This window comes from Flavobacterium branchiarum (assembly GCF_030409845.1).
Taxonomy (GTDB): domain Bacteria; phylum Bacteroidota; class Bacteroidia; order Flavobacteriales; family Flavobacteriaceae; genus Flavobacterium; species Flavobacterium branchiarum.
The window spans coordinates 970,791-993,822 of sequence record NZ_JAUFQQ010000003.1; the positions used below are offsets into that span (position 1 = coordinate 970,791).

Annotated in this window: 18 protein-coding genes; all 18 read left to right on the top strand. The window is 33.1% G+C overall.

The window, feature by feature from the left end:
• Positions 1–4: 4 nt before the first annotated feature.
• The 18 genes from QWY99_RS04950 (at position 5) to QWY99_RS05035 (ending at position 22,976) form a co-directional block, all read left to right on the top strand.
• A complete protein-coding gene (locus QWY99_RS04950; protein WP_290262247.1) occupies positions 5–1,969 on the top strand; it encodes a T9SS type A sorting domain-containing protein in 1,965 nt (654 codons plus the stop codon).
• 165 nt (positions 1,970–2,134) lie between these two features.
• On the top strand, positions 2,135–11,947 hold the full coding sequence (locus QWY99_RS04955; protein WP_290262250.1) for a Tle-like phospholipase domain-containing protein: 9,813 nt from the start codon (positions 2,135–2,137) through the stop codon (positions 11,945–11,947).
• Between the two features lie 4 nt (positions 11,948–11,951).
• Positions 11,952–12,833, top strand: a complete 882-nt coding sequence (locus tag QWY99_RS04960; protein ID WP_290262251.1) for an ankyrin repeat domain-containing protein — start codon at positions 11,952–11,954, stop codon at positions 12,831–12,833.
• An 84-nt stretch (positions 12,834–12,917) separates the two neighbouring features.
• Positions 12,918–13,811 (top strand): RHS repeat domain-containing protein, encoded by an 894-nt coding sequence (locus tag QWY99_RS04965; RefSeq protein WP_290262253.1) that lies wholly within the window; start codon positions 12,918–12,920, stop codon positions 13,809–13,811.
• On the top strand, positions 13,774–14,187 hold the full coding sequence (locus QWY99_RS04970; protein ID WP_290262255.1) for a hypothetical protein: 414 nt from the start codon (positions 13,774–13,776) through the stop codon (positions 14,185–14,187). The genes QWY99_RS04965 and QWY99_RS04970 overlap by 38 nt, the downstream gene beginning before the upstream one ends.
• A gap of 51 nt (positions 14,188–14,238) precedes the next feature.
• A complete protein-coding gene (locus QWY99_RS04975) occupies positions 14,239–14,805 on the top strand; it encodes a hypothetical protein (protein ID WP_290262258.1) in 567 nt (188 codons plus the stop codon).
• 1 nt (position 14,806) lies between these two features.
• Positions 14,807–15,247 (top strand): hypothetical protein, encoded by a 441-nt coding sequence (locus QWY99_RS04980; RefSeq protein ID WP_290262260.1) that lies wholly within the window; start codon positions 14,807–14,809, stop codon positions 15,245–15,247.
• 114 nt (positions 15,248–15,361) lie between these two features.
• A complete protein-coding gene (locus QWY99_RS04985; RefSeq protein ID WP_290262262.1) occupies positions 15,362–16,252 on the top strand; it encodes an RHS repeat-associated core domain-containing protein in 891 nt (296 codons plus the stop codon).
• Positions 16,253–16,377: 125 nt separating this feature from the next.
• Positions 16,378–16,698: a hypothetical protein gene (locus tag QWY99_RS04990; RefSeq protein WP_290262264.1), complete on the top strand. Its 321-nt coding sequence runs from the start codon at positions 16,378–16,380 to the stop codon at positions 16,696–16,698.
• A gap of 52 nt (positions 16,699–16,750) precedes the next feature.
• Positions 16,751–17,671 (top strand): RHS repeat domain-containing protein, encoded by a 921-nt coding sequence (locus QWY99_RS04995; protein WP_290262265.1) that lies wholly within the window; start codon positions 16,751–16,753, stop codon positions 17,669–17,671.
• A gap of 35 nt (positions 17,672–17,706) precedes the next feature.
• Entirely contained in the window at positions 17,707–18,078 is a 372-nt protein-coding gene (locus QWY99_RS05000; RefSeq protein WP_290262267.1) for a hypothetical protein, read from the top strand.
• Between the two features lie 102 nt (positions 18,079–18,180).
• Complete coding sequence (locus QWY99_RS05005) at positions 18,181–18,555, top strand: hypothetical protein (RefSeq protein WP_290262269.1); 375 nt, start codon at positions 18,181–18,183, stop codon at positions 18,553–18,555.
• 130 nt (positions 18,556–18,685) lie between these two features.
• Positions 18,686–19,546 (top strand): RHS repeat-associated core domain-containing protein, encoded by an 861-nt coding sequence (locus QWY99_RS05010; RefSeq protein ID WP_290262271.1) that lies wholly within the window; start codon positions 18,686–18,688, stop codon positions 19,544–19,546.
• A 116-nt stretch (positions 19,547–19,662) separates the two neighbouring features.
• Positions 19,663–19,980: a hypothetical protein gene (locus QWY99_RS05015; protein WP_290262274.1), complete on the top strand. Its 318-nt coding sequence runs from the start codon at positions 19,663–19,665 to the stop codon at positions 19,978–19,980.
• A gap of 279 nt (positions 19,981–20,259) precedes the next feature.
• The gene (locus tag QWY99_RS05020) at positions 20,260–21,165 is read left to right on the top strand and encodes an RHS repeat domain-containing protein (RefSeq protein ID WP_290265337.1); all 906 of its coding nucleotides are present in this window, start codon (positions 20,260–20,262) and stop codon (positions 21,163–21,165) included.
• A gap of 5 nt (positions 21,166–21,170) precedes the next feature.
• On the top strand, positions 21,171–21,560 hold the full coding sequence (locus tag QWY99_RS05025) for a hypothetical protein (RefSeq protein ID WP_290262276.1): 390 nt from the start codon (positions 21,171–21,173) through the stop codon (positions 21,558–21,560).
• A gap of 133 nt (positions 21,561–21,693) precedes the next feature.
• A complete protein-coding gene (locus QWY99_RS05030; RefSeq protein ID WP_290262278.1) occupies positions 21,694–22,539 on the top strand; it encodes an RHS repeat domain-containing protein in 846 nt (281 codons plus the stop codon).
• A 17-nt stretch (positions 22,540–22,556) separates the two neighbouring features.
• Positions 22,557–22,976, top strand: coding sequence for a hypothetical protein (locus QWY99_RS05035; protein WP_290262280.1), 420 nt, complete (start codon positions 22,557–22,559; stop codon positions 22,974–22,976).
• The last annotated feature ends 56 nt before the right edge of the window (positions 22,977–23,032 follow it).

A 23,032-nucleotide genomic window follows, 5' to 3' on the forward strand; every position in this document is an offset into this window, starting at 1 on the left:
AATTATGAACAGAAAGATATTTTTAGCATTGGTTTTTATCATGTTATCAAAAAGTAATCTGGTTTTCTCTCAGCAAAAAGTGTTGCCAGGAGCGGTAGAAGATCCGTCTTTTTGGATAAAAACCCGCAATAGTGGTGAGGCTTATTATTGGGAAAGCCTGACGACAAAAGAAGGAAAGATTTCTGGTAGAAAACATACCGGAACAACCTTTAATTTTAATCCCAGTATTATTTTTGATACAGCTCAGGACTCTCTGATTTTACCCTTGGGTATAGCGCGTAAAAGACAACAGACTTTATTTATGGTTTATAAAGTAAAAGATAGTTTGAAAGAACAATTTTTATGGACGATAAACGATCCCCAAAAAACACTTTCTGTAGCGACCAACAAACGCTTGGTCGATTTAAAAAGATACTCGTACCAGACGTATCAGGAAAAAATAAAACCGCATAAAGCGAATATTCATTTTTTTCAGCAGAATATAACCGATAGTGTAGCAAAATCATCACTATTAACCATTGGACAAAAATCTAAATTAAATAAATTACCACCAGAAGAATTTAAAGGTAACATTAGTGAAATCCTAGTTTACAATAGAGTTTTATCTGGAAGGGAAACTCAAAAAGTAATGAGCTACTTGGGGATTAAATACGGAATTTCCCTATCTCAATTCGAGAATAAAAATTACGTTAACAGTTTAGGCGAAACCATCTGGGACATTGACCAACATAAAAAATTTGACGGTTCAATTACTGGAGTTGGAAGAGATGATGCGAGTGGCTTATTGCAACTAAAAAGTAGTAATATGATCGATGAAGGACTTTTGACCCTAGCACTCAAAAGCAAATCGAATAAAATCCCTAATAATTATTTTACTTTTTGGAGTGACAACGGAAAAAATCTTCTGGTAAAAAAACAGGAGCAGGGCGAACCAATCGGAATAGCAAGACAATGGCAATTGGATTTTACAAACCCAGGGGATCTTAGTCTTAATTGGACATTAAATCCAAACTTCATAAAAGGAACGCTACCCGCAGATACTTATTATTGGTTGTTAGTAGATTATTCAGGTAAAGGAACGTATGACGAAAAAGACTCTGAATATGTTCGTTTGGGAAGTACGTCTTCCAAAGAAAAATTAACGTTGACAGATTTCAACTGGGACAAGCAAAAAACAGGGAAAACCAAGTTTACAATAAAAATTGCACCCAAAATGTTCAGCAGAGTTTGGATTACCGAAGCGACTTGTGGTCTTTTGGGGTCTGGTCAGTTAAATTACACCATTGAGGGAGGAGAAGCTCCATTTACGGTTACCGTAAAAAAAGAAGGAAGTGATGTTGTAGAAAAACAATGGAGCCAAACGGCCAAAAGTACAACAGGATTGCAACTTTCATCAGGTACGTATGATTATATCGTACGTGATACAAGAGGAAATATCTACACAGAAACTGTTTTTGTAGCTGATAAACAAGGAACTGTTCCTAACTTAAAATCAGATTATTTGTTAACCAATGGAAATGCTTTAACGCTGGATGCGAGCAAGGATCTTCCGGCAGGAAATTACGAATACCAATGGTTTTATGAAGGAGATTTTATAGACAATAATCCAAAAATCTTTTTAGATCAAGCGGGTAGCTATGAATTAAGACTAGTAAACGATCAGGGCTGTAAGACTTCGACAAAAATTGCCGTTGCAACAGATGGAAAAGAAATAACAGAATCGACTGTCGTTATTTTGTATCCAAACCCAACTCCAGATGGTCGTTTTTCTGTGGCTATGCAGTTTCCTCACAAAACAAACGCAACCATTACGGTATATTCTCCGACTGGTGCGCTTGTAAAACAACAACAGTTACAACAAATAGAAACGTATTTGCATGATGATGTGATAAAAGGATCAAGCGGTATGTATTTGGTGACAGTAAATTCAGAATTTGGAACTAAAACGTTCAAAGTTATTGTGAAATAGTATGTTGCGTGCAATTACTTTGTCAATTTGCTTCGCTCGGGTCGCAAAATGACATGTAACGGCTAGTGCTAATTTCTCGTGACTAATCATGAAATTAATTGCACCCAACGGCTTGTGAAATAATTTAAAAATAAACGATTGCCCCATAATAGATTAACCTACTTTATGAAAAATAAAATTATAGTATTGGTATTTTTACTAGGTTCTTTTTTGTTTGCTGCCAATTTTGGTCCGTACAAAATAGTTGCTTTTTTTACCAAAAATACTTCTGAAGAAAAAGCATTGACTGTTGCTACAATAGATTCGATGGCTATTCTTAAAAACGAAACTAAGAGTACAAAGTCATTTAGCGCAGATATTGCACAAGGAATTATAGGTATTACAAATGCGGATGATATAGATGATGCTTATGATAACGTTTTTCATCTTAAAGTAGATGCTTTACCATCAAATGAAGAAAACGCGTATTTAGAATATGAACTATATGGATATGATCAGGCTGCATCAATTTCGAGAAGTTTAAATAACCAGCCCAGTATAGGAGGGCAATTTTTATCACATAATAAAAACTGGACCAAACAATCGGAATTACTTTCAGAAAAAGCATTGCGTGCCGGAGATAACGTATTGTTATTTACTGCTCCCGAAGGTATTTCGAATTCGTATAAAGTAAAAAATGTTCGCATTGTTTACAAAACAGCTATTGCTTCGAGTCATTTTACCTTACTACAATCGGAGGATAAACGATACATTAAAGGAACTAATTTTCCGTCTCAAATAAAGAGAATGAATATTGGCGGAATCGAAATTGACGTTAATCAGCCAGAATTTGAATTGGTTTTCGATGCCAAAGAAACAGGGAATTCTATTTTAGTAACCAAGGAAACTACTTCGGGGGTACTTATAAATGAAAAAATAGAGGCAAAGCAATTTTTAAAAGTCAATAGTTTCAGGGCATTAGAAAATGCTAAAGAACGTACCTTCAAAACGATTCAATTTGAAACAGAAAATAAATTAGCTTATAAAAAATTCCAAGCTGTTTTTCCGATTGGAGCCTTAAAAAAAAATGTATCGGTTTCGGTAAGCGGACTCCGAAAAATTGATATTGCCCCGCTAAACTCGGCGATGGTAAATGTTACAGGAACTAATGCTGGATTTAGGCTATTACCACACGGAACTATTTTTGAAAAAGCGGTAACCTTATCAGTACCATATGATAAAAAAATAATTCCCGAAGGATATACTGAGAAAGATATTGATGTATTTTATTTTGATGAAAACAAACGATTGTGGCAGAAAGTAACTAGGGATTCCTTAGAAATTAAGCAAGGAATCATTAAGGCAAAAACGACCCACTTTACAGATTTTATAGCTGGAATTATCAAAATGCCCGAATCTCCAGAAACTTCGAGTTATACACCCACGAGTATCAAGGATTTAAAAGCGGCGAGTCCGTTGATAGGCATACAGTCTATTGCGCCACCAACTGCAAACGGAAGAGGAACAGCAAGCACAGGATTCGGAATTGCGATTCCAAACGGAAGAGGAGGGATGCAACCTTCGTTTAATTTGCAGTACGATTCAGACGGAGGACACAGCTGGGCAGGAACAGGATGGGACGTTTCGGCGCCGGCCGTAAGTATTGAAACCCGTTGGGGAGCACCTCGATACGATACAAATCTAGAAACAGAAACGTATTCGATTGCAGGCGAAGCTTTGATTCCGAATTCGCATAGAGCCGAATGGGTTGGAAGAACAACCGATAAACAATTTTATCCAAGACGCGAAGGCGCTTTTCAGCAGATTATCCGAAAAGGAAATTCGCCTAAAAACTATTATTGGGTTGTAAAAGACAAAAGCGGTGTGGCGAGTTATTACGGAGGAACTGCTTCGGGGCTTGCAACTTCAGGGATTTTACAGGATGCATCTGGGAATATTGGCCATTGGGCGCTTTGTCTTCAGGTGGATTTAAAAGGAAATACGGTTGAGTATGAATACGATAAAAAAGATGGTGAACTCTATCTTAAAAAAGTATATTACACAGGTTTTGGCACTCAAAAAGGAAATTACAACATTACTTTTGTAAAAAACGGAGACTTAGGAGAAGCCAATCGCCTTGACGTTCAAGTTTCGGCACGATTAGGATTCAAGCAACTGAACAATCAATTATTACGAAAAATAGAAGTCCGTTATAAAGACCAAATGGTGCGCAGTTACGAGCTGCAATATACCGAAGGTGCCTTTAAGAAAACATTACTTAAATCGGTTTCAGAGTATGATTCCGAATCTAAATTGTTTTATACCAATACGCTAGATTATTTCGATGATGTTCGTGATGCCTCGGGTAAATACAATCCGTTTGGCCCAGAGCAACGATGGAATGTGCCTAGTGATAATATTAAACAAGGTTTTTCTGGAATTAAGGATTTTGAAAGTAATCATACATTAGCGGGAAGTACTAATGCAACAAGTTCAGGAGTTAGCTATCGTGTGGGAGTTGGTTTTGGAATAGGGAGTTACAAAAATAATACAATTGGTGCCCACGGGGGTAATAGTTGGGGGAACTCTGAAACTTCAATCTCATTAATAGACCTAGATGGGGATTCTTATCCTGATAAAGTTTTTAAAATAGGTAATGCTATTTATTATCGAAAAAACTTGCATGCAACGCTACCTAATACATTTGGAGAGGCGAAAAAAATAGAAGGAATTGATAATTTAGGAATCAATAAAAGTAAAACTTTTAGTTGGGGGGTTGATGCTATAGTAGGATTTTCAAAGGCAACAGCAAATATTGGTTACGATGAACAACGTACAACTACTTGGACAGTCAGTTATTTTATGGATTTTAACAATGATGGTCTACCCGATTTTGTAAAAGACGGTAAAGTGTATTACAACCGTATTGTAGCTGGTGTTCCTACCTTTTTAGTCTCTAGTTTACAAACTCCAGCCCCAGTTTTAGGAGGAGGTTCCATAATTTTAGAAAAGCCAGATACGACTGCTGAACTTGCAGAATTGCTAGAAAAAAATCCATTGCATGATGTAGTAAGAATGTGGCAAGCTCCCGTAAAAGGGACAATTTTGGTAACACAGAATTATCAGTTGATAGAAGATACATCAAACGAAAGAAAAGAATATGTAACACGTAACGGTGTAGATAAGGCAGATGGAGTGCATTTGTATTTTCAAAAAAATAATACTTTATTATGGGAAGATAAAATTACGTCGACAGATTATAACGTAAAATATAAGCCAACTCAGACTTTACAGGTTGAAAAAGGGGAACGTCTGTATTTTAGAGTAAGCGCTGTTAAAGATGGTAATTTTGATCAAATAAGTTGGGATCCTTCTATCGAATATTCTGTAGTAGAAACTAAAAAAGGAAATTCTAATCTATTGGTACCAATTACAAGTGATGCAAAAGAAGCAAATGGTATTTCTTTGAAAAGTTTTCAGGCATCTATCGATTTTTTTGCTAGTCAGGCGAATCCAATCATAGTTCCTAAAGCGGGTTTAATTGCATTTTCTGGTAATTTTAAAAAGGCTGTTACTTCGGATCATGTTATTTTAAAAATTACTCAAAATGTAATTGGAGCTACAATTGCAGAAACGGTTCTTTATGAAAAACGGTTTTTAGCTTCAGAGACTGTAGACTTTGATTTAAGTGCTTTAAGTTTTCCTATTACAGAAGAAAATGCTTTTATAACCATTAATTTAGTGTCCCCAACTAATATAGATGTTAAATCACTCTATTTTGATGGAACAATGATTTTACCTGCTGAAGCTAATATTCCTGCAGCAGATAACATGAGGAAAATTGATATTGGACATCGTTTTTATTCTAAAATAGATGGAAATTATATAATTAGTGGTATTGTACCTACTATTGGTGGTAAATTAAAATTATTTACTAAGCCCGAGAATTTTGTTTTGGGAATCCCATTAGCAGACAAAAGAAAATATAACGGAAATGTTCTTATAACTGCGAAACAAAATGGGAAACTCGTTGGTAGAGTTAATTATAAAATGGAACAGAGTATTTTATCTTTAGATAATTCACCTTTTGATTCTTCTTATAATTATCCTGATGTAGAAAAAGATATTCCGATAGATTTAGAGATTTATGTTAGTAATCCTATTCTTAATGAGATTATAAAGGCGTACCCAAAGAATAATAATTTCATTATAAATTATGAGGTTACAGACGAGGTGACAAATCCAAATCAACCGATATCTTGGGAGATGACTACGGACGAATTTAGTGTCTATTCTGATTTGAATGACAGTGCAAAAGAGGTTTCGCTTCAATATAAAAACTGGGGACGCTTTATTATTAATGGTAATCTTGCAAGTAGTTTGATCGATCAAACCAAGTTACAGTTTAATAACAATAGTGGAGCTACAGATAGTAATTTTCCAGACTTTGACTCTTTAGACCCTGATGCAATGCCAGAGGGTTTTGATACCAGCAAGGAATATTTTATTCCTATGAGTGCTGTTTACTCTGACGGTATTTTATATGGAGGAGAAAAAGCCAGTTTTATTCAAAAAGAATTGATGGGTACAAGTCGTTTAGGAGAAGATGATTTTGCAGATTATATTGATTTTACTTCTTCAGGAACTAGTTTTGATTTTGGAGAAACAGAAGCTTTTAATATGATCTCTAAAAGTAAAAGCAGAAGTATTGGAGGCGGAGCTGGAGTAGATGTAGGTACAAACTTAGGTGGTGGGCTTACACGCTCAAAAGGAGATTCTTATGTTCTGCAAACCATGAGTGATTTTAATGGTGATGGTTTTCCGGATTATATTCGCGATACCGAGATACAATTTACCACACCATTAGGAAGTAAAAGTTCTCATAAAGCTACAATTGGTGATTTTAGCCAATCTAAAATAACGAGTACTGGTGGTAGTCTGACTGCTAGCTATAGCCACGGGGGGGCTCAAAGTTCTTTACAAATGTCGATTAATAAAGGTAAGGTTAAGTTTTATGCAGGGACTCATGCTAGTATTGGAGAAGCAATAAAAGTTGGAGGTACTGTTAGTTTAGGTGGTAATATTGCAAAGACAAAAGACAGTTCAGAACAAGTTTATACGGATATAAACGGCGATGGTCTAGCCGATAAAATTGAAACAAACGGTACAATATCCTTAAATACTGGATATGGATTTTTACCAGCAGAGCCTTTCCCTAATATGAACATGATCAATGCAGGGGCTTCTTTAGATATAGGGGCTAGTGGAGGTTATAGTGTGCTTAATGGATCTTTCTCTGGAGGATTAAATTTTTCTAAATCAATAGCAGATAACAGTAATTCATTCTTAGATATCAATGGAGATGGCTTAGCCGACAAGATTACGTATAGAGATTCAGATTTGCAAATTGAGCTTAATATGGGGAACTATTTTGCTTCTCCAATTACTTACCCTCGTTATGAGGCTATGACACGTAATACTTCTGTAAGTTATGGGGGGAATGTTGGAATTTCTTATGAATTTCCTGTGTTTTGGGGATTAAAAGTTGCAACTTCTATCGGAGGAAATGTCGGAGCGTCTACAACACGTTCAGAATCTAGTTTTTCAGACATTGACGGAGACGGTAATTTAGATTATATACTATCTACAAACGAAGACAATCTAACCGTTCGCCTTTCTAACATAAAAAGAACCAACAAACTTAAAGGCGTTACAAACGGAGCAGGAAACAGTTATGTGGTCGATTATGAGTTAGTAAAACCTACTTATGAAAATCCTTCTGCCAAATGGGTTTTACAATCGGTTGATGTATTTGACGGACATATTGGCGACGGAATAGATCATTCTATTGCGAAATTCAGATACGAAGATGGATTTTATGACCGCCGTGAAAGAGAATTTTATGGTTTCGGAAAAATAATTCAGGAACAAATTGACGCAACCGATAATTCTGTTTTCATGACTTCGGTACAGGAGTTTTATAATCAGGATTATTTCCGTAAAAATTTATTGAAACGCAGTTACGCACTAGATAAAAATGGTAAAATACGTCAGGAATCTGAAAACAAATACAGTTTTACAGATGTAGCAACGCAGGCAAGTGTTCCAGTATCGCAACTGAATTTACCTACATGGGATGCTAAACGTATTTTTGTTGGACTCGTTCAAGCCAACCAAAAAATGTATGAAGGAGGAAGTGATTATTTAGAGACTAATACTTTTAATACGTATGATGCCAACGGTAATATTACGCAATATGAGAATTTAGGTAATGGGACTGCAGCCGATAAAATAACTGCAAAAATAAGTTATTACGAGAGTTCAACTCCTTATTACGGAGGAATTCATAAACAGTTAGAAGTTTTTACAACCGAAGGATTGCGTCGTAAAAGAACCACGACTATTAATACTACAACGGCCGAAGTAACGCAGATTAAAAACTATGTAGCTGCAGATAAAATTGCGGTTACCGATCTTGCGTATGATACATATGGAAACTTACAGAAACTTACGGGACCAGCCAATGATAAAGCGCAACGCATGACAATGGAGTATGTTTTTGATGCCGAAAATCATCAATTCATGACCGAAATAAAAGATGCGTTTGGTTATCAGAGCAAAATGGAATTTGATTATCGTTTTGGAACTCCATTAAAAACCACTGATAGAAATGGGCAAAGTATAGAATATACTATTGATGCTGTTGGTCGTCCTGTAACAATAAGAGCACCGCATGAGATCGCATCAGGCAAACCCTATACGATCGCTTACGAATATTTTCCAGAAGCGAAAGTTCCGTATGCGAAAACTAGAAATTACGATCCAGAATTGGACAAAGACATTGAAACCTTTACCTATACCGATGGATTAGGACGTGCTTTGCAGGTTAAAAAAACCGCCAGCTTATTTACGCAAGCAGGAAGCCCAGACCAAGAAGCGCAGATTATTTCGGGGAAAGTAATTTATGATGGATTAGGTAGACCAACGACTAGTTATTATCCGACGACAACCACTACAGTCGATAATAATTTTAGCACAGCATTAGCAACAGTTACTCCAACTAAAACTGAATATGATGAAGTAGGACGTGCTATAAAAGTAACTTTGCCTGATGGAAGTACCAATTCGACTACTTTCAAAATAGATAATTTTGAAGGAGTCCCAACAATGTTGACTACGCAAACAGATGCTTTAAATAAAACCGTTCAATCGCAAACGGATGTAAGGGGCAAGAATCTGGCGAGTATCCAGAATGATTTGGTAACTAAATTTGAAATTAATGCCTTGGGCGAAACCATTAAGGTTACCGATGCTATGGACCATATAACCAAAAGCAGTTATGACTGGCTAGGCAGACGTATTGAATTTACTCATCCTGATGCAGGAACATCCACAATGGAATACGATATGGCAGGAAACCTTATCAAGCGTATTACCCAAGATATTAAAAACACCGTTCCTAATGAGGGGGCAATCGAATACGTTTACAATTTCAACCGTTTAGAGAGCATTAAATACCCTAAAAATCCGCAAAACAATGTGCAATACAATTACGGTAAAGCCGATGGAACCGCATCGCGCCGTGGTAGAGTATGGTTTGTACAAGATGCGAGTGGAGGACAAGAGTTTTTCTACGGAAAACTTGGCGAGATCGAAAAAGAAATTCGTACGCTTCGTATAACTCCAACAGATGTACAAACGTATATTTCGCAATACGAATACGATACTTGGAACCGTATTCAGAAAATGACGTATCCAGATGGAGAAGTGCTTGATTATACCTATAACCGAGCAGGAAATCTGCAAAGTATACAAGGTAAAAAAGAGACGCATACCTACGATTATATCAAGCAATTGAGCTATGATGAATTTGAGCAACGCAAATATTTGAAATACGGAAACAATACCGAAACCAATTATTCTTATGATGCTGTCATGCGAAGATTGCAGCAATTGCAAGTAAAAAGCGGCGCAAGGCAAGTTATGGACAATAGCTATAGTTATGATTTGGTAGGAAACGTTTTGGGCATAAAAAACACGGCACCAATTGTAAACAATACGCTAGGCGGAACATCAAATCATGAATACCAGTATGATGATTTTTATCGATTAAAATCGGCAAAAGGGACCTATCAAGGGGAGTTTACCAAAGCCAATTATGAGCTCAATATGAGTTATAATAAAATGCATAATATCACTAAGAAAGATTTATTGCATACGGTAAACAATGAACAAAAAGGATATGTTCTAGATTATGATTACGGTAACGAAATGCATCCCAATGCACCCAACAAAATTGTAGAAGCTGGAAAAGTGATTCCGAGAGAATACACCTACGATGGAAACGGAAACCCAACGGGTTATACTGAGGATAAAAACTTCAGAAAAATGACTTGGGACGAAGAGAATCGTTTGTCTGGCATTAACGATAACGGGCGCATTCATCAATATACGTATGATGCAGGAGGCGAGAGAGTCATTAAAAGTTCAGGAGATTCTCAAAATGTTGCCATTAACGGACAAACTGCTGCAACGATTGTACATTCTGATGATTATACAGGATATGTAAGTCCGTATTTTGTAATTAATAAAGGAAAATTTACCAAACATTATTTTGAAGGCGCTGGGCGTATTGTGAGTAAGTTAGGTAACGGAACATTTGCACAACCTTTGGGTATCACTGCTGGTGGTGTGAATTATACCAAACTAACCGCTGAGCAACAAAAAGCAATGGATGCTTATGTAAAAGGCTTAGGAGTACCTCCGGGACCACCAACCCAACAAGGTATTTATGCTACGCCAGAATTTACAGGAGATCCCTATCCAAGTGAAGTATTAAAACCAGTAGAAGAAAACCAAGAACCACCGGAAGGCTGGCCAAGGAATCCTATTTTTAATGCACCTGGCGATGTACCGGGACCACCTGTACAATATGGCCCACCAATAGAACCTGAAAAAGTAAAAGCAGGCGAAGGATTTACAGGAATTGGCCTGCCGGAAAATGATATTTTTTATTTTCACCCCGATCATTTAGGTAGTACTTCGTATATTACAACGCGTAACGGAAGTATTAGCCAATTCGTGGCTTACATTGCCTATGGTGAAGTTCTGTTTGAGGAGCATAGTTCCTCGTTTTCTAGTCCTAATCTTTTCAACGGCAAGGAACTCGACAGAGAAACGAATATGACCTATTTTGGGGCTAGATACTTAGATATGAAAACGAGTCTGTGGTTGAATGTGGATCCGTTGGCAGATCACCCTAATCAAATTGATAAGTCTTCATATAGCGCATTTTGGGGAAATCCTATTACTTATACAGATCCTGATGGTAGATGCCCCAAATGCGAGGATGAAATTTATTTAGAATTAGCAAATCATGCTTATGATGCAAAGAGAGGAGATATATCTCCAAATGGATGGCAAGCTATTAGAATTGATGAAAATAAAAAAACGGGATATAAAGGTGTTCTTTATCGAGGATTTAACGAAACAAATGAAAAACAATATATTTATGCTACTCAGGGTACAAATCCTGGTTCTGGAGATGATTGGGAGAATAATATTCAGCAAGCTGTTAGTGGTAACTCACAGCAGTATGCACAATCTGTTGGTATTGCAAGAGAATTAGAATCTAATTATAAAGGTATTTCTTTTACAGGTCATTCTTTAGGTGGAGGTTTAGCAAGTGCAAATGCTTTGGCAATTGAGGGAAAAGCAGTAACATTTAATGCTGCTGGATTATCTAAAGCAACTAAATCTAATAATAATCTTTTAGGAAATGTAGCTAAGATTACTGCTTATGTGGTACAAGGTGAAATTGTTAGTCATCTACAAGGAAAGATTGGATTAAAGGCAGAAGGTAGAATTATAGTACTTCCCGCATCATATATTATACAGGTTCCATACATCACTGCAGATGATAAAATAAGGACAATGCAACGAATTAGTAATCATTTGATGGGACCAGTAAAAGATAAATTTAAAGAAAATAAAAGATAAAAATATGAAAACTACATTAAAATTATTAGTTATTATTTTATTTTTAGTTAGTTGTAAACAAGAGGATAGAAATGTCACTTTTTTTAAACTCACAGATGCTTATGATTTAGCTCTAGCTGTTGAAAAAGAAGATTTAGTTAAAATTGAAAATTTAGTTAATCAAGATAAAAAAATGTTAGAAATAGTTGATCCTATTTCATTTTCCAACGTTTTAAGTTTGGCATTAACACTTGAGAATTTTGACTCATTCAAGAAGTTGTTAGAATTAGGAGCAAATCCTAATTTTATAAATCCTCTAACTAAGCGAAGTGTTTTAATTGATGCATGTAAATTTTATAATAAGCCAAAACCTTATGCTATTGATTTAAGATATATAAAGCTATTGTTAAAAAAAGGAGCAAATCCAAATTATACAATAGATAATGATTTTACAGATAAAGAAGGAAATTATCATACAGCAACTTCTCCACTACATGAAGCAAGTTCATTAGATTTATCTATGGTTAAAATTTTGATAAAAGCGGGAGCGGATCCGTACAAAAAGTTAAATCAGAATAAAAAATCTCCTTTTTCATATTCGTTACAAGGTGATTCTAGTAATAAATTCGAAGTCGCAAATTATTTTATAGATAGTTTAAACGTTAATTTAAAAGAGCCAATTTCAATAAATACGCAACAACCTTTTAATCAAGAGGTTGTTGTTTTTGTTCAGGATGAAGTAATAAATAGGTTCTTATTAGCAAAAATAAAAGGGAATATTAAAGAGTTGGATAGTTTAAAAAAAGAAAACAAAGATATTGAATCAGCTAATTTTGAGAGATGGAAGTTTATTAAAAAGCTTGAAAGCAAAGGAGTAAATTTCAAAGATTATAACTACAAGATGTAATAGTGAAAGGTTGAGTTATTACCTCCCGATCATTTAGGATGTACTTAGTATATTACAACCCGAAACGGAAGTATTAGCCAATTCGTGGCGTACCTTCCCTTTGGTGAAGTTCTGTTTGAAGAGCATAGTTCATCTTTTTCGAGTCCCAATCTTTTTAACGGAAAAGAACTCGACAGAGAAACCAATATGACCTATTACAGTGCTAGGTATTTGGATATGAAAACGAGTCTGTGGTTGAGTGTTGATCCGTTGGCTGAGAAGTTTTTTAATCAATCTCCGTATAATTATGTGCTTAATAATCCTGTGAGATTTATAGATCCTGACGGACGATCTCCTAAAGATCCTATTCAAGGATTTGCTGTTAATGTAATACAAGTTAAGTCTTATATACCGGGTACCAAGACCCCTTCTACATATCAATTTACTCCGTCAGCTACTCATTTACTTTCTTTAGTTTCTGGGGTAAGTGAAAAGTCTATACAAAGTACAACTTTATCATTTAAGAAATTTGGAGGAGGAGCAATGACAACTGGAGATGATTCTAAAAATGGAAACATTACTTACTATAATGCTAGAGCAAATTCCTTAGGTTTTATGGAGTTAAGTTCTCACGAAGTTGGGCATTTACCCCAATTAGATGACTATGGTGGAGTAAAGCATATTGCTAGATCAATTGGAGCATATATAGTTGAAGCTATTATTAATATAAATGCAATAAATGATAATGATTATGGAGATATAATACATAATAATTCTCCTTTAGAACAACAAGCAGAAGTTGGCTCTGGAATTTTTAGAGATTTTTCAAAATTTGTAGACGAAAATTATGGTAATGGAAAAAAGAATATGATACAAAAAACATTTAATAATAAAGCAAACAAAGAAAGTGATATAAATAGTAGAATTGATAAATGGTGGAAAGCCTATAAAACAGAAAGATATGAAAAAATTGATTACTCAGATGTTCCCGACAATTAAAGTGTCATTGCTATTTTTATTATTTTCATCTTGTCAATCAACAGACATTTATTTTGATATTAAAACTCAATCTATTGTAAGTTGTAATGGAAGACCTTTGAAAAGAATAATGATAGAGTGCGATAGCCTAAATGATAAAGACAAAGATTGTTTTTTTGATTTATTTATAAATAGAAGTATAAAAGCACCTAATAGCATTAATATAAAAAATTTAATTCAAGTTTATGATGTGAAAAAAACGGATACTATATTATATCCTAATAATTGTTATAAAATAACATTTGTTGGTGGAGGGGATGATGGATATACTGACTTGAAAATTTGGATTGATAAGTATGGAAAAGTATATAAAACTAATAAGCCAACATGTGATTAAATCCTTGATGATTTGTGAAATACCAGAAAGAATTGTTAAAACATTTAAAGAATGATAAAGTTATCTAGACAAGCTAATCGATCAGCTTTATATTGTATTGTATTAGTATTTATTGTGATATTTATATTAGGCTCATTAGATTCATGGGGAATTAAGAATAACGAAGAAGTAATTAAAAATATTAAGACGATATTTCTATTTTCTTTGCCGTTTCTTGGATATTGGGCAGCGATAAAATTGCCTAATCCAAAAGATGTAAAAAATGTGAAGCTATTGCCGAATACAAAAAACATAAGAATTAGATTTTATGTAGCTAAAGGTTTTATAGATAGGAACAATCAAATATCTTTTGTTCGTTTTTTCTTTGATAAATCTGTTATATACATGTATTTTAGTAACTACATTAGGATTTATGAAGGCCCTTTTTATATTAAGAATAGGGAAGAAGTAGAGGCAGGAATGTTTTATATAAAGTCAATAAGTAATTATGTAAATGGTGAATTAACATTAGAAATTAATTCTAAAGACATTTTAGATCCACATTACAAAATAACATTAAGGAATTTAAGTAAGGAAGATTATAATTTAATGGAATCATTTATAAATAAAATAAAATAAAATGAAAAATATATTTATAGTAATTGCAATTTTGATAAGCCAGTTGTCATATACTCAAGTGCAATCAGATGAAATGATAAAAAACTTTTTTATCGAATATTCCAAAAATCCAGCAAAAGCCGTGGAAAATATTTATAAGTCCAGTATTTGGACTTCTAGATTAAAAGATGGTATTGAAGATATGAAAAATGAAGTTCAGAAGTATAATATTGATTATATGGGGAAATATTATGGAAGCGAATTGATTGTCAAAAAGCAACTTTCTAATAGTTTTATATTATATTCTTATTTAGTCAAGTATGATAGACAACCAATTAGATTTATTTTTAAATTATATAAGCCAAACGATAAATGGGTTTTATTCTCATTAAAAATTGATGGTGCATTGGACGAAGAAATTGAAGAAGCTGCAAAAATATATAATTTAAACTTAGATAATTAGTAGAAATAAACCCAGTTTTACGAATTTTTTACTCATTGCGAACCATCCTGTCATTTAGGTAGTACTTCGTATATTACAACTCGAAACGGAAGTATTAGCCAATTCGTGGCTTACATGCCCTTTGGTGAAGTTTTGTTTGAGGAGCATTCTAGTTCGTTTTCTAGTCCTAATCTTTTCAATGGAAAAGAACTCGACAGAGAAACGAATATGACCTATTATAGTGCTCGGTATTTGGATATGAAAACGAGTCTGTGGTTAAATGTTGACCCATTGGCGGAGAAGATGCCTAATTATGGAGCGTATGCTTTTTGTTTTAATAATCCAATACGATTTGTAGACCCTGATGGTAGAGAAGGTGATGATTGGGTTGCAAGAGCAGATAATAGTGTATATTGGGATGATAATGCTACTTCACAAAGAACAACTAAAGACGGAGAGACTTACTTAGGTAAAGAAGTAAGCTATACATCGGAACGTGGTACTACTGTAAATTTACATTCAAATAAAACATGGAGTGAACAACTTGTATTTGCAAATATCAATACTGATAACAATATCAATTCTGATAATAATGCAGTACAAAATGAAACCACAAGTTCAAGCGCAATTGATTTAGGAGGAGTAGCGAATGCAGTTTTAGTAACAAATATTTACACAGAAGCATTAGCAAGCCTTTCTAATAGTAATGCTAAATTAGTTATGAAATACGGTTCGGGTGAATTTAGTGCAGCGCAATTGACTATTCAAAATAGCACTAGGATGACTAAAATAGCTGGAGCAGCAGGTCTGTCTGGTAAAGTTTTAGGAGGATTAAGTTTAGGTATAACGGCTTATCAGTATGGTTCTGGACAAATTAGTGGAAGAGAAGCTTCTATTGATGGAGTTATGGGCGTTGTTGGATTTTTAGGTCCAATTGGAGCGGCAACAAGTTTAACCTATTTTACAGGAAAAGCTATATATGAATATTCTTCTGGAGAAACAGTATTTGAAAAACCCAAAAATTAATTATGAAAGCATATCAGTATTTATTATTTAGGATATATATGTTCTATAAAGACACAATAAAAGAAAAAAGTAATTTTACTCTTTCCGCTTCTTTTGTAACAACAGTTTTAATTTTTGTAAATCTAATGACTTTATATTTTTTATTGGATTATTTAAATCTAGCTATCGAAATTACAAATAAATTTTACATTGTAATTTTTATGGTATTAGTTTGGTTTTTAAATTATTTTTATATCATTAAGAAGGAAGATTTTTTAAAATATGATTTTCAAAAAGATAAAAGAGGTGGGTTTATTATTGTTGTCTTTATAGCTTTAACAGTTCTTTTATTTGTTTTAGTTGCAAACCTTAATAGGGATAAAATTTTTAATGAAAGAAAAAAGGAAGCTTCAGAAGTGACCTTACAAACGAGGTCTAGCTCTTTGAAGTTTATATCTCTCGAATAAATTAGGTAGTACTTCGTATATTACAACCCGAAACGGAAGTATTAGCCAATTCGTGGCTTACCTTCCCTTTGGTGAAGTTCTCTTTGAGGAGCATAGTTCCTCGTTTTCTAGTCCTAATCTTTTTAACGGAAAAGAACTCGACAGAGAAACGAATATGACCTATTATAGTGCTCGGTATTTGGATATGAAAACGAGTCTTTGGTTGAATGTTGATCCGTTGGCGGAGAAGATGTCAAATTATGGTGCTTATGTTTTTAGTTTTAATAATCCTATTGGGTTTATTGATCCAGATGGCAATGAGCCAAAACCAGTATTTAATGGCTTGTCGAATGTTTTAAACGTTCTATCAGGGAAAAAATGGATACCATATATGTCTAAGACAATCAAAGAAAGCGAATGGAATTTTAGCTGGGGTAGAGGATTTTATAAACAAACGTCTTGTAGAACTGGAGAATGTGCTGATTACAGTCGATTACAAGTAAACGAAGGCTCATCAGGAAAATACACTGCTGTTGGATCTAAGAATAGAATGGACATGTATGTGAAAAAAGGTGGAGATACATCGAAATTAAATCTACAAAAAGGTATTAATACAATTATTGAAAATCTTAAAGAAGGAAAAGCAGTAATGGGCGGAGTGATGTATGATTCTAATAAAAATACTGGAAATCCAAATAGTGCCACCAATCACTACATTACAATTGTTGGAATGGGTAGAGATAAAGATGGCGCATATTTTTCTTATTATGATAATTATGCAGGAGAAGGACATAAAGAACAGACAAAAGAAAATGTTGGTACAGATATAGTGCTTAATAAATTTAGATTAAGTCAAACAAAAGATGGAACATATTATTTTTCTGACGGCGCAGATGGAACTATTCCCTATAATCAAAATAAGAAAGTTGAAATAGGTAATCAAAATAAACAACCTGCTAGATATATTTTAACAGAAATAAGAGACAATAAATAATGGAAAATAAAATTAAAATTTTAATTATACTAGTAATGATTTCATCTTTTTTAGGATGTAATAATATTTCAAAAAGTGAGATATTAGGTGTATATGTTGTAGATAAGCAACCAATAGAATTGGTTAATAACAATATGTATTATTATCTTATTTTAGATAAGAATAATAAGTACTATCTTAAATCTAATGATGACAATAAAGAAAATATTGTTAGTTCTTGGAAAACACTAAATTTTAAAAATGATACTTTAAATATTGAATTTAAGTACATGAATAAAATTGTTATAGGAAAACTAAAAGGAAATACTTTTTTGTTTGAAAAAACAAATGTTTTTGATCAACGTCTTCCCGCTTCATTGTATGTAAAAACAAATTTAGAAAGTGGAAAAATTATAAGCTCCAAGTAAATTTGATGGTCAATATAATGGAGGGGTTTATTGGAGAATTACACCTTTAAATAACATGAGTGTCCAAGAATTTAATAATAAAATAGAATCAACAGCTCCACTATGGAAGCCAGTAAAAGAAATGTGGAACCCTTTCAAATAGAAGAAATAAAAGAAAAATTAGTTTTTAAATTATCTTATGAAAATTTAAAATTGATGAATAGCGAACAATTTAAATTATTTGGAATTGAACTTTTTAAATGGTTAGATGAATTGCGTACAAATGGATTGAGGAAAAATGACTTAGAACAATGTGTAAATGAAATATATTATATTCAGTCTGATTACTTTGATAAAGATCCTTTATTTGAAGAAAGGATTTATGTAATTACGAATGAAATTATTTCTTTTTGTGCTTCCCCTTTTTTCTGGGATATTAGTTTGGAAGAATATTTGGGGAAATGGAATAGTTTTTTTGAATTTAATAAGGAATTATAAGGCTTTCCTAGTTTTTCTAAGTTTGTGCACTGTACGAAGGTCTCTGACTTCGTACCCGCAACGAGAATTTGATAAAACTGAGAAACCCGAGCAATTTTAATTTACTCGAAACGGTTCTATTTCACAACACGTGGCTTACCTTCCATTTGGGAGCGTACTCTTTGAGGAGCATAGTTCATCTTTTTCTAGTCCGTATTTGTTTAATGGAAAAGAATTGGACAGAGAAACTGGGCTAAGTTACTACGGTGCTAGGTATTATGACAATAAATATGATATTTGGTTAAATGTTGATCCGTTGGCGGAGAAGATGCCTAATTATGGAGCATATGTTTACACGGCTAATAATCCTATAAATCTGATTGATCCAGATGGTAGAGATATAATTGGAGCTTTTAACAAAACTACTGGTAGATTGACACTTATAGATCGAGATCAATATAAATCTGGACTTCCAATTTTATATGTTAGTGCAAAAAATTATAAACTTAAAGGTGTAAGAGATAAAAAAGGAAATTTGACTCATAATCAAGTTCTTGTTGTTGAAAATGTCTTCACTGGTGGACATTCAGATCAAGGAAAAATTATACTTAATGATCCTGAAAGGCCCAACGAAAAACCTATTTCAAAAGGAGAGTACAATATTTTAGAAAACAAGGGAAATACTAATCCAGATCATGATTCTTTTTTTGTGTTAGATCCGAAAGACAGTAGCCCATATGATAAAAAAGATGATAGACCAGGAGAAATTAATGTACAAGGGAAAAAGCGAAATGGATATAATTTACATCCAGGGAGAGTAAGTTGGGGTTGTGTTACAATTAATAAAGATGATTCTAAAATGACAGTAGAACAAAGGTCAGAAGAATGGAGTATTATTAATACTATGATTAAGAATACCTCTTCGGAGGAAGTTAAGGACAATAGAGGTAAACAAAAATACGTACCATTTACTACACAAACAAAATATGGAACAATAACGGTTACTGAATAAATATATTATAAAATAATTTATAGTTACGAATGAGAAAAATTATACTATTAATAATTTGTTTTTCCTTTTATGGTTGTAAAGAACAATCTCGAATACCAATTTCAAATACACTAGAATTGGCTTTAGGAAAAAATTATAACGATTATGTGAGAATCCTGAATGAGGCTTATGAAAAAGATAATAATGCTATGTTAAAAATGTTGAAAATTAATTGTATATATGATTCAGCAGGGTATGATCATGGACATATACTATATCAATTAACAATACGATATAATGACAAAGAATTTTCAAATGTTTTGCATAAGTTATCGAAAAAAGATTTATCTAACGTTGTTCAATATTTAGAAGTTGGGCTTGATGCAAATGATATGGAACGATTACAGTTTAAACGAAATTATCCTATTTGTTCGAATATTTTAAAAATAAGATAGATAGTATTATGAATAAATAAAAGGATTCGTTCTAAAGTGGCAATTCTAGATGTGTTTAGTTAAATGTGAATTTCTTATATTTTAACTATTTGATTGCTCTGATATAAAGACAGCACTAGTGTGGAAATTGTTTACGTTCCCATAAGGCGAATTCACAAATAAAAATTGAAGACTGAGAAACGTGTTTCATGTTAGGTTTTTTGTTATTAAGAAATCCCAAGTCTATAGATATTTAATCATTTAGGAAGTACTTCGTATATTACAACCCGAAACGGAAGTATTAGTCAACATGTCGAGTACCTTCCATTTGGAAATGTACTCTTTGAGGAGCATAGTTCATCTTTTTCTAATCCGTATTTGTTTAATGGAAAAGAATTGGACAGAGAAACAGATATGTCCTATTACGGTGCTAGGTTTTTGGATATGAAGACGAGTCTGTGGTTGAGTGTTGATCCGTTGGCTGAGAAGATGCCAAATCATGGTGCTTATGTTTTTAGTTTTAATAATCCTATTGGGTTTATTGATCCAGATGGTAAAGAGCCAATAGATCCTCCAAACATTAAAGGAATTTCTTCCGTATTTAATGTCATGAGTAATCGGAAATGGATTAATTATAATAATAATATTACAAGAACAAGAACGTTCTTAGGTTTTGAAATAAGTAGAACTTCAAAACATGAGCAATGTGCAGATTATAGCAGATTACAAGTAGAACAAGGAGCAAATGGGAATTACACAGCAGAAGGTTCAAAAAACAGAATCGATATGTACTTGAAGAATGGTGGAGATAATTCTAAACTTGATTTGCAGAAAGGTATAAATGTTATTGTTAAAAATCTTAAAGAAGGTAAAGCTGTTATGGCTGGAATTATGTATGACTCTAAAAAAGAAACAGGAAATCCAAATACGGCAACAAATCATTACGTCACAATAGTAGGTATGGGGACAGATGATAAAGGAGTATATTTTTCTTATTATGATAATTACAGTAGTGGAAAAGGAGAGAGAGTAGGTACAGATTTAACAAAAAATAAGTTCAGACTAGTGAAAGGTAGTAACAATAGTTATTATTTTGGAGATATTGATAACAATATTCCGTTAAATGGAAATGAAAATAGACCGGTAGATAATAAAGAAGGTAAACCTGCGAGATATATATTAACAGAAGTTAGAGATAACAATTAAAATAGATGAAAAATTTATATAACATTATTGCATTATCAATTACAGCTATTATAATAAGCTGTTCTTCTAAAATTGATGAAAGTCAAATTGTAGGGAAATATGAAATTGATAAATTTGTTTTAAGAGATTCATTAATTAAAGTAGAAGAATTTCGCTTACTATTATTGAATTCAGATAAAACTTTTGAGTTAAATAATTATCATAATAAATTGAATTCTAAAGGAATATGGAGAGTTAAAAAGACTAGAAATAATGATGAAATTATTATAGAGTTTAGTTTTTCAGGGCGAAAAATAGAAGGATTGTTAAACGGTAATATTATCAGCTTTGTCTATCCAAACGATTTTTATTTTGGAAAATATAATAATTTACTTTATGTAAAGTTGAGAAAGTGATGATAATGATCTGGCTGTCTCAAATTCGTGTTCTGTGTGAAGGTGTCTGACTTCACACCTGCAATGAGTATTTGATAAAACACAAAAAAACTAGCAATTTTGATTTATTCTAAAGGGTTCTATTTCACAACACGTGGCTTACCTGCCCTTTGGTGAAGTTCTGTTTGAGGAGCGTAGTTCCTCGTTTTCGAGTCCTAATCTTTTCAATGGAAAAGAACTCGACAGAGAAACCAATATGACCTATTATAGTGCTAGGTATTTGGATATGAAGACGAGTCTTTGGTTAAATGTCGATCCATTGGCACTTTATAATCCTGTTTTTGAACATGAATTTTATTTTGATGGACAACATAATGGTGGAGTTTATAATTCTGGGAAAAATTTAAACGTTTATGGATATTGTTATCAAAATCCAGTTCTATTTGTTGATCCAAATGGGAAACAGAATGTTGCAGGTGCTTTAACTGGTGCTTTAATTGGAGGTGTCATCGGCGGAGGTCTTGATTATGGAAAACAAGTTTATAATAACTATCAAAAAGGTTTAAGTTTTAAGGCTTCTTTAACGACAAATATTAATACGAGAAGTATTGTTGCTTCTGCTACCGAAGGAGCTATCAATGGAGCCGTAGCAGGATTTACTTCTGGAGGTTCATTGCTTCTCTCAACCGGAAAAGTTGCAGTTTCTCAAGCCGTAGGAGGTGTCGTAGGAGGTGTGGCTAAAAGAAAAATTAATAAGGAAGAGGTTTTTAATACAGAGAAAATGTTAACTGATGGTATAGCTGGATTAGTTAGTGGCGGTATTTCAAATCAATTAGAAAAGAAGGTAGCGTCTAGGGTTGTTGCTGAAAACATTGGTAATAAGGTGGTTCGAGAAGTTGTTGTAAAAGCAGTAAAATCTACTGTTGTATCAGGTAGTAGGGCATTATCTAAAATTGCAGTAAAAAATGCTGAACAAAAAATAGTTCATCCAAGTAATTAAAATAATAAATCAGAATCGTGGAAAATTTCAAACAGATAGTAGTTTTGCAGTTTAGTCAAAAACATAAAATTATTAATTTTACATTAGGATTATTACTCTTTTGTTTTTTTGTTTTTTGCTATATTAATCTTGAAAAGGAGAGCAGTATTGTTTATAAAACAATAGATATATTCTTAATTATATATACTGTCTATTTTTTGATTAATTCATTTGTTAAAAAAATCATCATCACTGAAGTATGCATAAAAGAGAAGAATTTGTTTTATAGTAAGAGTATTTTTTTTGATAAAATTGTAGGTTTAACTAAATATAATAATTACGGGTTAATAGTTAAAAAGAGATTTAATAATATCAAAATTTCTCATGAATATGATTTTGATAAAAGAGTCATTGCTATTGATTACGTTTTATCTAAAACAAGTGTAGAGCATTCTTAAAGAATCATAATGCCAGTCACTTAGGTAATTATAATCCGAAATGGAAGTATTAGCCA

Excerpts from the sequence above, each read along its gene's own strand:
- QWY99_RS04950 (WP_290262247.1), top strand. The coding sequence starts at position 5 with ATGAACAGAAAGATATTTTTAGCATTGGTTTTTATCATGTTATCAAAA.
- QWY99_RS04955 (WP_290262250.1), top strand. The coding sequence starts at position 2,135 with ATGAAAAATAAAATTATAGTATTGGTATTTTTACTAGGTTCTTTTTTG.
- QWY99_RS04960 (WP_290262251.1), top strand. The coding sequence starts at position 11,952 with ATGAAAACTACATTAAAATTATTAGTTATTATTTTATTTTTAGTTAGT.
- QWY99_RS04970 (WP_290262255.1), top strand. The coding sequence starts at position 13,774 with ATGAAAAAATTGATTACTCAGATGTTCCCGACAATTAAAGTGTCATTG.
- QWY99_RS04975 (WP_290262258.1), top strand. The coding sequence starts at position 14,239 with ATGATAAAGTTATCTAGACAAGCTAATCGATCAGCTTTATATTGTATT.
- QWY99_RS04980 (WP_290262260.1), top strand. The coding sequence starts at position 14,807 with ATGAAAAATATATTTATAGTAATTGCAATTTTGATAAGCCAGTTGTCA.
- QWY99_RS04985 (WP_290262262.1), top strand. The coding sequence starts at position 15,362 with ATGCCCTTTGGTGAAGTTTTGTTTGAGGAGCATTCTAGTTCGTTTTCT.
- QWY99_RS04990 (WP_290262264.1), top strand. The coding sequence starts at position 16,378 with ATGACTTTATATTTTTTATTGGATTATTTAAATCTAGCTATCGAAATT.
- QWY99_RS05000 (WP_290262267.1), top strand. The coding sequence starts at position 17,707 with ATGATTTCATCTTTTTTAGGATGTAATAATATTTCAAAAAGTGAGATA.
- QWY99_RS05005 (WP_290262269.1), top strand. The coding sequence starts at position 18,181 with ATGGAAGCCAGTAAAAGAAATGTGGAACCCTTTCAAATAGAAGAAATA.
- QWY99_RS05025 (WP_290262276.1), top strand. The coding sequence starts at position 21,171 with ATGAAAAATTTATATAACATTATTGCATTATCAATTACAGCTATTATA.